This is a genomic window from Herminiimonas sp., from assembly GCF_030645555.1.
In the GTDB taxonomy this organism is placed as follows: domain Bacteria; phylum Pseudomonadota; class Gammaproteobacteria; order Burkholderiales; family Burkholderiaceae_D; genus Oxalicibacterium.
The window spans coordinates 1-7393 of sequence record NZ_JAUSME010000056.1 but is presented as its reverse complement, the minus strand read 5'-3'; the positions used below and the strand labels follow the sequence as shown (position 1 = coordinate 7393).

10 protein-coding genes are annotated in these 7393 nt (G+C 56.3%); 3 read left to right on the top strand and 7 right to left on the bottom strand.

Translation table 11 applies throughout. From position 1 onward, the window contains the following. The coding region (gene phbB / locus Q7T06_RS02325) for an acetoacetyl-CoA reductase (RefSeq protein WP_304779492.1) at positions 1-562 on the top strand (562 nt) is incomplete at its 5' end. A 39-nt stretch (positions 563-601) separates the two neighbouring features. Here phbB and Q7T06_RS02320 read toward each other — a convergent pair. Further along, complete coding sequence (locus Q7T06_RS02320) at positions 602-1240, bottom strand: DsbA family protein (RefSeq protein ID WP_304779488.1); 639 nt, start codon at positions 1238-1240, stop codon at positions 602-604. Between the two features lie 75 nt (positions 1241-1315). Then, positions 1316-1912, bottom strand: coding sequence for a PolC-type DNA polymerase III (locus Q7T06_RS02315; protein ID WP_304779486.1), 597 nt, complete (start codon positions 1910-1912; stop codon positions 1316-1318). Between the two features lie 184 nt (positions 1913-2096). On the opposite strand from Q7T06_RS02315, the gene Q7T06_RS02310 reads away from it, so the two are divergent. Together Q7T06_RS02310 and Q7T06_RS02305 are read left to right on the top strand one after the other, a co-directional pair. Further along, positions 2097-2291: a hypothetical protein gene (locus tag Q7T06_RS02310; protein ID WP_304779483.1), complete on the top strand. Its 195-nt coding sequence runs from the start codon at positions 2097-2099 to the stop codon at positions 2289-2291. Next, positions 2292-4190 carry a methyl-accepting chemotaxis protein gene (locus Q7T06_RS02305; RefSeq protein ID WP_304779480.1) on the top strand — a complete coding sequence of 633 codons (1899 nt, stop codon included), beginning with the start codon at positions 2292-2294 and terminating at the stop codon, positions 4188-4190. Positions 4191-4237: 47 nt separating this feature from the next. Here Q7T06_RS02305 and Q7T06_RS02300 read toward each other — a convergent pair whose 3' ends face one another. The 5 genes from Q7T06_RS02300 to Q7T06_RS02280 all read right to left on the bottom strand — a co-directional run. Next, entirely contained in the window at positions 4238-4459 is a 222-nt protein-coding gene (locus Q7T06_RS02300) for an RNA-binding S4 domain-containing protein (RefSeq protein ID WP_304779476.1), read from the bottom strand. A 39-nt stretch (positions 4460-4498) separates the two neighbouring features. Beyond that, positions 4499-4780: a hypothetical protein gene (locus Q7T06_RS02295; RefSeq protein WP_304779473.1), complete on the bottom strand. Its 282-nt coding sequence runs from the start codon at positions 4778-4780 to the stop codon at positions 4499-4501. A gap of 44 nt (positions 4781-4824) precedes the next feature. Beyond that, the gene (locus Q7T06_RS02290; RefSeq protein WP_304779470.1) at positions 4825-5211 is read right to left on the bottom strand and encodes an MAPEG family protein; all 387 of its coding nucleotides are present in this window, start codon (positions 5209-5211) and stop codon (positions 4825-4827) included. 50 nt (positions 5212-5261) lie between these two features. After that, entirely contained in the window at positions 5262-6695 is a 1434-nt protein-coding gene (gene sbcB, locus Q7T06_RS02285; RefSeq protein ID WP_304779468.1) for an exodeoxyribonuclease I, read from the bottom strand. A 32-nt stretch (positions 6696-6727) separates the two neighbouring features. Continuing rightward, positions 6728-7393, bottom strand: a 666-nt coding sequence (locus Q7T06_RS02280; RefSeq protein WP_304779465.1) for a diguanylate cyclase, incomplete at its 5' end; no start/stop codon positions are given.

Here is a 7393-nt window from a genome sequence, read left to right as displayed (position 1 = left end):
CGTTGCCGATTATGATTCTGCGCAGCAGTGCGTCGCCATCATCGAAAAGGAAATCGGTCCGATTGATGTGCTTATCAATAATGCCGGCATTACGCGCGACATGACCTTCAGGAAAATGGACAAGCTGAATTGGGATCTGGTGATGCGCACCAATCTGGATTCAGTCTTCAACATGACCAAGCCGGTATGTGATGGCATGGTCGATCGCGGCTGGGGCCGCATCATCAATATCTCGTCGGTGAATGCGCAGAAGGGCGCGTTCGGGCAAACTAATTATTCTGCCGCCAAGGCTGGCATGCATGGTTTTACCAAGGCGCTGGCGCTGGAAGTCGCGCGCAAGGCGGTCACCGTCAACACGATTTCACCAGGATATATCGGGACCAAAATGGTGATGGCGATACCGCAAGAGGTGCTGGATACGAAAATCGTGCCGCAGATACCGATGGGGCGTCTGGGCAAGCCGGAAGAAATCGCCGGCCTGGTTGCCTATCTTGCCTCTGATGAGGCGGCATTTGTGACGGGGGCGAATATCGCCATCAATGGCGGACAGCACATGTCTTGATGCATGGCGCGTGCAGCGCCATGCGATGAAAAATTAAGATCAGGCTGTTTGATCTATCAGTGCCTGCAAGCGTTCGACCAATGTTTCTGTACGGGCAAAGCCCGAACTCACCAGGTTCAACGCGCCACCGCTCTCCAGCACGAGGGTCGGGAAGCCGGACACTTTCCAGCGCTGGGTCTGCAGAAAATCTGCGTTCGTCGCGCTAATGGCTTCTTCCGATGACCATCTTGCGAGAAAATCGTTTACATCAACCTCCACTCCTGACTTGCTCAAGGCCGCGACGCCTATCTTCGCCAGTACCTCGCCTTTAGTCGTATCCAGGCCTTCTGCATAAAATCCATGCTGGATGGCGTGAAACACATTGAGCGCAGCATGCGGCGCCAGCATTCTGGCCGCGACGACGGCGCGACAGGCCGGTTCCGTATCGTAAATAAAGCCGGTATGCGACAAGGCATCCATGGAAAATGGCAAGCCACTGACTTCTGCGACTTTTTCCCAGTGCGTAAGCAGCATCGCGCGCAATTTCTCATCCATCGTTTCCGAGTTGTACGCACGCAAGCCGCCGAGTACGAGTTCCACCGGTGTATCCGGGATGCCATTGAGCAGCGTCACCAGTTCCGGTCCGAAACCGTAACACCATGAACACATGGGATCAGCGATATAGATGAGTTTTGTCATGGGGCAGGTCTCTTCTTATTGTATTGGTCGTTGCATGTAATTAATCGCGCGGTCGTGCAATAGCAGCATAGAGCATTACGTACTTGCTGTCTGCCCATCCGGTGACGCGGATAAATTCGGCCGCTGCCGCAAGGCCTGGACCTTTTGCGAAAAAATATCATCCGGCATGCTTGCCGTCAGCTTGCGCCACAACTGCCACAGCAAATCCGCATCTGCCAACGCGCGATGGCGCGCTTCGGGGATCAGCTCGTGTCGCGCAATCAGGGTATCCAGATTGTGCTTTTTCTCTTGCGGGAAAAGTGCGCGCGACAGCTTGACCGTACACAGCATTTCCGAGTGCAAGGCATGGCCAGCGCGGGCAAATGCATGATGTAAAAAACCGTAATCGAAGCGTGCATTGTGCGCGATAAACAAACCGCCTTCCAGGCGTGCGCGCACGCCATCAGCCAGCGTTTCGAAAGAGGGTGCCGTTGCTACCATGTCGTCGCTGATCCCGGTCAGGCCCTGGATAAAAGACGGTATCGGCCGGCCCGGATTGACGAAGGTCGACCAGCGTTCTATCTTGCCATCGGTGCTGACGGCCACGATGCCGATCTCGGTGATGCGATCGTTGACCAGGTTGGCACCCGTGGTTTCCAGATCGACAAATATCAATTTTTCATATGGCGTCATGGCGTCATTGTCCCATGCCTGACAGCCGCGCGTAGCGCTTCTGCGCTGTTGTATCTGCGCCGCAAAAAAGCAATTCATCACAGCGTCATATTTGCTCGCCAAAATTACTCCCAAGCAATTCCAGCGTATCGAGTCGATCGTCCGATCCTTGATACAAGTCGAATCACGCTGACCATTAAAAGGTATGAGTATGAAAAATGTATTGTTGGCACCAGCCGTCAAACTGATGCAAAGATTGCACTTGTTGCCGAAATTTATAGTGTTGGCGATGATTTTCGTCATACCGCTGGCGCTGGTCAGCACGCTGCTGCTGACTGAATTGAACAAATCGATCGCCTTCACGCAGCAGGAACGCCTAGGCGTCAGCCATGTCCGCTAGGTGCAGGAAATCATCCAGCTCACCCAGCAGCATCGCGCCTTCCAGCACATGTTCATCATGGGCAATGCCAGTGCCGAGCAAAAGGCGCAACAGGCGCAAAAGAATATCAACGAGAAAATCACCGCCTTCGATGTCTTGCGCAAATCCGAGGCGGAACTGTATGCCGGCAGCGATTGGGCAACGATACAGAACAACTGGAACGCCTTGCAGGGGAAATTATCCGCCAGCAAAGACAGGAAAATCTATGCTGAACATACTGCATTGATCGCGCAGCTGGTCAGGTTCAATACGATGATCGCGGATCGCAGCAATCTCACGCACGATCCTGAAGTCGTGACTTACTATTTGACCGAGTTGTTTGCCAAGGATTTCCCGCAAATTACCGAAGGCCTGTCAGAAATAGCCGGGCGGGGTGCAGCCTATATTGATACTGCCTTGATGGAAGCGAATGAAGAAGTGTTGCTGGGCTCAACCGTGCTGGTCACGCGCCGCGATCTGGTAGCGATCGCCGGCAAGATGGAAACCTTGCTGCGCGAGAGTCCGCAACTGCAGCAGAAAATGGCACCGGCACTGGCGGCAGTTCCGGCAGCCACGGCTTATCTGGATCGCGCAAAAAATGAAGTCTTGAATGCCGTTGATCAAACTAGCGGCAATCAGTTTGCAGAAGCCGGCCACGTCAGCATCGATGGTTTGTATGCCGCAGCAGATACGGCGGCCAGCGTGCTCGATCAATTGCTGCAGGTGCGGATCGAGAACGCGGCCTTTCATCGCAACATGATCATGCTCGCAATACTGTCTGCGCTGGCGGTTGCCGGCTATTTCCTGCTTGGATTCTATGTATCGTTTTCGACTGAAGTACGAAGACTCAGCGCCGCAGTCATGCGTGCGGCATCCGGCGACCTGAGCCAAAAAATCACATCGGATGGCAAGGATGAAATCGCGCAGTTGCTCAATGCATTCGGCGGCATGAATGACGGACTGACACGACTGGTGTCGCAGGTGCGTCAGGGTAGCGACACGATCGCACTGGCTTCGAATGAAATCGCGAGCGGCAATTTCAATCTATCCACCCGCACCGAAGAACAAGCCAGCTCGCTGGAACAGACATCGGCCGCGATGGAAGAACTGACCAGTACCGTCAAGCAGAATGCCGCCCACGCGCAACATGCGAATCAACTGGCAAAAACGGCTTCCGGCATCGCCGCGCAAGGTGGCGAGGTGGTGGCGAAAGTGGTGGATACGATGAATTCCATCCAGCAAAGCGCAAAGGAAATCAGCGACATCATAGGCGTCGTCGACAGCATCGCCTTCCAGACCAATATCCTGGCCTTGAATGCCGCTGTTGAAGCCGCGCGTGCAGGCGAGCAGGGACGCGGCTTTGCGGTGGTTGCCGCCGAAGTGCGCAATCTGGCGCAGCGCAGTGCAGTGGCGGCCAAGGAAATCAAATTGCTGATTGCCGATTCGGTGGACAAGGTAGGCACCGGCAGCAAACAGGTCAACATGGCAGGCAAGACGATGGATGAGATCGTTTTATCGATCAGTCACGTTACGACCATCATGGAAGAAATCACCTCAGCCAGCGTTGAACAGCAGACCGGCATCGAGCATATCAATCAGGCGATAGGCCAGATGGATGACATTACGCAGCAAAATGCGGCACTGGTGGAAGAGGCGGCTGCCGCGGCGGAAAGCATGCGCGAGCAAACGCTCAAATTATCGGAGACGGTGGCCGTGTTCAAGCTGGCAACGGAGCTTCAAGCCGGCGCAGAGTCTGGGTGGCAGCATGCTGCACGCAACAATGTCATGCCCCTGCCCAAACGATCGATCGCGCCTGCGCATCACGAGCAACTGGAAATGCCGGCAGAGCAGCGCCGGCTGGCGGTGGCGAATGGACGTTGAAGAATTGGCCGCTGAAGCAGCCAGGCTGAAATAAAGCGGGGTCAGGCTCAAGCGGCTGCGCGTACCGTGATCCGTACGTCGCCCAGGGCGACGACCTGTCCCGCGCGTATCTTGCAGGTTTTGCGCAATTCGGTCTGGCCATCCACCTTGACCTTGCCGCTGGCGACCAGCATTTTGCCGGCGCCGCCGCTATCGCATACGCCGACCAGTTTCAGCAGCTGGTTCAATTCGACGTATTCGTCATTCAATTCAAATTCTAGTTGTTGCATGATGTTTGCTCATTTAAAAATGGGTGGAGACAATGACGCTCAGCCGGCTTTGGCCAGCGCCTGTTGTGCCTGGTCCAGCCACACATCCAGATTCGTCAGCAAGTCGACCTGGCTGAAAGAACAGCTTTCTTCGGTAAACAAGCTGCCGGCCTCCAGCCGCCCCAGCATGTCTTCCATCACTTCGCCGTAACGCGGCGGCAAGGCTGACAGCAACGCGTTTTGTGCGCGCCATGTCTGGCAGAAAGCAGCGACAGCCAGTTGATCCTGGCGTATCGCATTGAGGGAGTCTTGCAGCAAATGTAATGTTTGATCGTGCGACATAAGGAATCGATAAAAAATAAAGAGTAGTGCAGTCCGGCAGCCGCTCAGCTGCCCTGAAATGCAGCGATGAAAAAGAGTGCGATCACGGATAGATAACCGATCAGCCACGTGAGGGAACGCAGCGTGGCGCGATCCGTCAGGTACAGCAGCGTGTACATGATGCGTGAGGCGATGAATGCGATGGCCAGCATATTGATCGCATCCTGCGGCGCATGCAATTGTTGCGCGACCAGTACCCCGGCAGCAAAAAACGGAAACGCTTCAAAATGATTGCGATGGGCGGCATCGGCACGCCGGCGCACGCCTTCCTGGTTTTCCAGCCAGCGTCGCGGTTCGGAATTGTCGAAATCGCGCCGGCCCCATTTGGCAATCGCAACCGTCGCTGCGGGCATGATCCCGGCAAGCAATACACACCAGTAAGCAAGATGCATTTGAAACTCCGAAAATAGATAGCCGCGCAAGTATAAAGCCGTTGCAAATATTATGCGCGCACGGGGGCTATCGATTCGGCGTAGTCGTACAAGGCGCCCAAGATTTCTTCGCCGCGCTCATCCACGGTTTCAGACAACTGGTCGATTTCGGCAAACAATCCTTCTATCGTGCGTGCACCGCCTTCGCCATCGAACAAGCGCGCCGCGCGATGTTCTTCCCAGCGCTGCACTTCGCTTTCCGACAGCGTATGCGGGAAATTGCGCGCGCGGTAGCGCCACAGGATTTCTTCCAGTCGCGCATCGGCAAAGCCCGGATGCGCCTGGGCCAATGCTTCCGGCGACAGTGCGCGCAAATCCTGCAGCAGGCGCCTGTCACCGTTGCTGACAAAGCCGCCGTACAAATCTTCATCGACATCCGGCGTTGCTGCCTGCGGGCGATGGAATACCTCTTGCCAGATCGCCGTCATGTCCGGCGTTGCCGCTGCAATGTCGGCATGCCGCAATGCGGTGGCGACGTCCAGCCCCCATTGCTGCGTCATCTCCGGCGACAGCGTTTTCAGGTTGCTGATGACGATAGGAGATTTGTTCAGATGGATGGATTTGATCGGCAGGCGGCTGACGCCCTCCGGCAATGCATCGGCCTTGCTGAACATGCGCATGCGTATCGTCTCGGCGTCCAGCGTTGCGAGTTCGCTCGGATCGGCCGCCAGATCCCACACGATCACTTCATTCTTGTTGGTCGGATGTACGGCCAGCGGCCAGACGATGCCTATGCAGCCGCGTTCGGCAGGGAACATCCCGGTAATGTGCAGGAAGGGGCGGCGCAGCGGCAAGCCTATTTCCGCTGCCACGCGGTCTTTCTTGTGCAGGGCAAAACAGAAATCGAACAGCTTGGGATTGCGCTCGCGTATCAGGCGCGCCAGCGCAATGGTGGCGCGTACGTCAGACAAGGCATCATGCGCGGCTTCGTGCGCGATGCCGTTGGCGGCAGTCAGCTGTTCCAGCCGGAAGCTCGGACGGCCATCCGGATGCTTCGGCCAGTTGATGCCTTCAGGACGCAATGCATACGCGGTACGCACGACATCGAGCAGGTCCCAGCGACCGCAATTGTTTTGCCATTCACGCGCATAGGGATCGATCAGGTTGCGCCAGAACAGGAAGCGCGTGACTTCATCATCGAAACGTATCGTGTTGTAGCCGACGCCTATGGTGCCGCTTTCTGCCAGCGCACTTTCGATCTGCGCGGCGAACTGATGTTCCGGTATTCCGCGTTCCAGGCAAACTTGCGGCGTGATGCCGGTGATCAGGCACGATTGCGGGTCCGGCAGGAAGTCACTGGCCGGGCTGCAGTACAGCATGATGGGTTCGCCGATTTCATTGAGTTCGGCATCGGTGCGGATGGCGGCAAACTGCGCCGGCCGGTCGCGGCGCGTCTGTATGCCGAAGGTTTCGTAGTCGTGCCAGAGAAAGGTGTGCGTCAGCATCTTGGAATGTATGAGTGGTTATGAGCGCGGCATCAAAGCGCGACCTGGTTGCGTCCCGCTTCCTTGGCCCGATACAAAGCGGCATCCGCAGCGGCGAGCAAGCCGTTGGCATCCTGCTGCGGCGCCAGCATGGCCACGCCGAACGATGCCGTTACATGCGGCAGCGGCATGCGCATGTCGTCAAACACGACGGCGCAACGCATGCGTTCGCACAGACGTTGCGCCACCATTTTTCCGGCAGCCTCATTGCTGCCCGGCAGTATCACGATCAATTCTTCACCGCCATAACGCGCCGCAAAATCGCTCGGCCGCAGTGCGGCGCTGAGTACGCCGGCGGCAATGCGCAAGGCATTGTCGCCGCTTAAATGGCCGTGCTCGTCATTGAATTTCTTGAAATTATCCAGATCAATCATGATCAGCGACAAGGGCTGTTGCGTGCTGTGTGCTTCATCGACCAGGACAGATAATCTGTCATTGAGCCAGGCCCGGTTATACAAGGCAGTCAAGCCATCGACCATCGATAGTTGGCGATAGAATTCGCCGACTTTTTCGCGTCGTCGTAATTGTGCATTCGCTGCGCGCAGGCGAAATGACAACTGACGCAGCAAATTACGCGCCACGCCGTTGGCTTCATCGATCAGGCGCCACAGCGTATGTGAGGGAATCACCAGCAGGTCGCTGTCTTCCAGTGCCGTGAG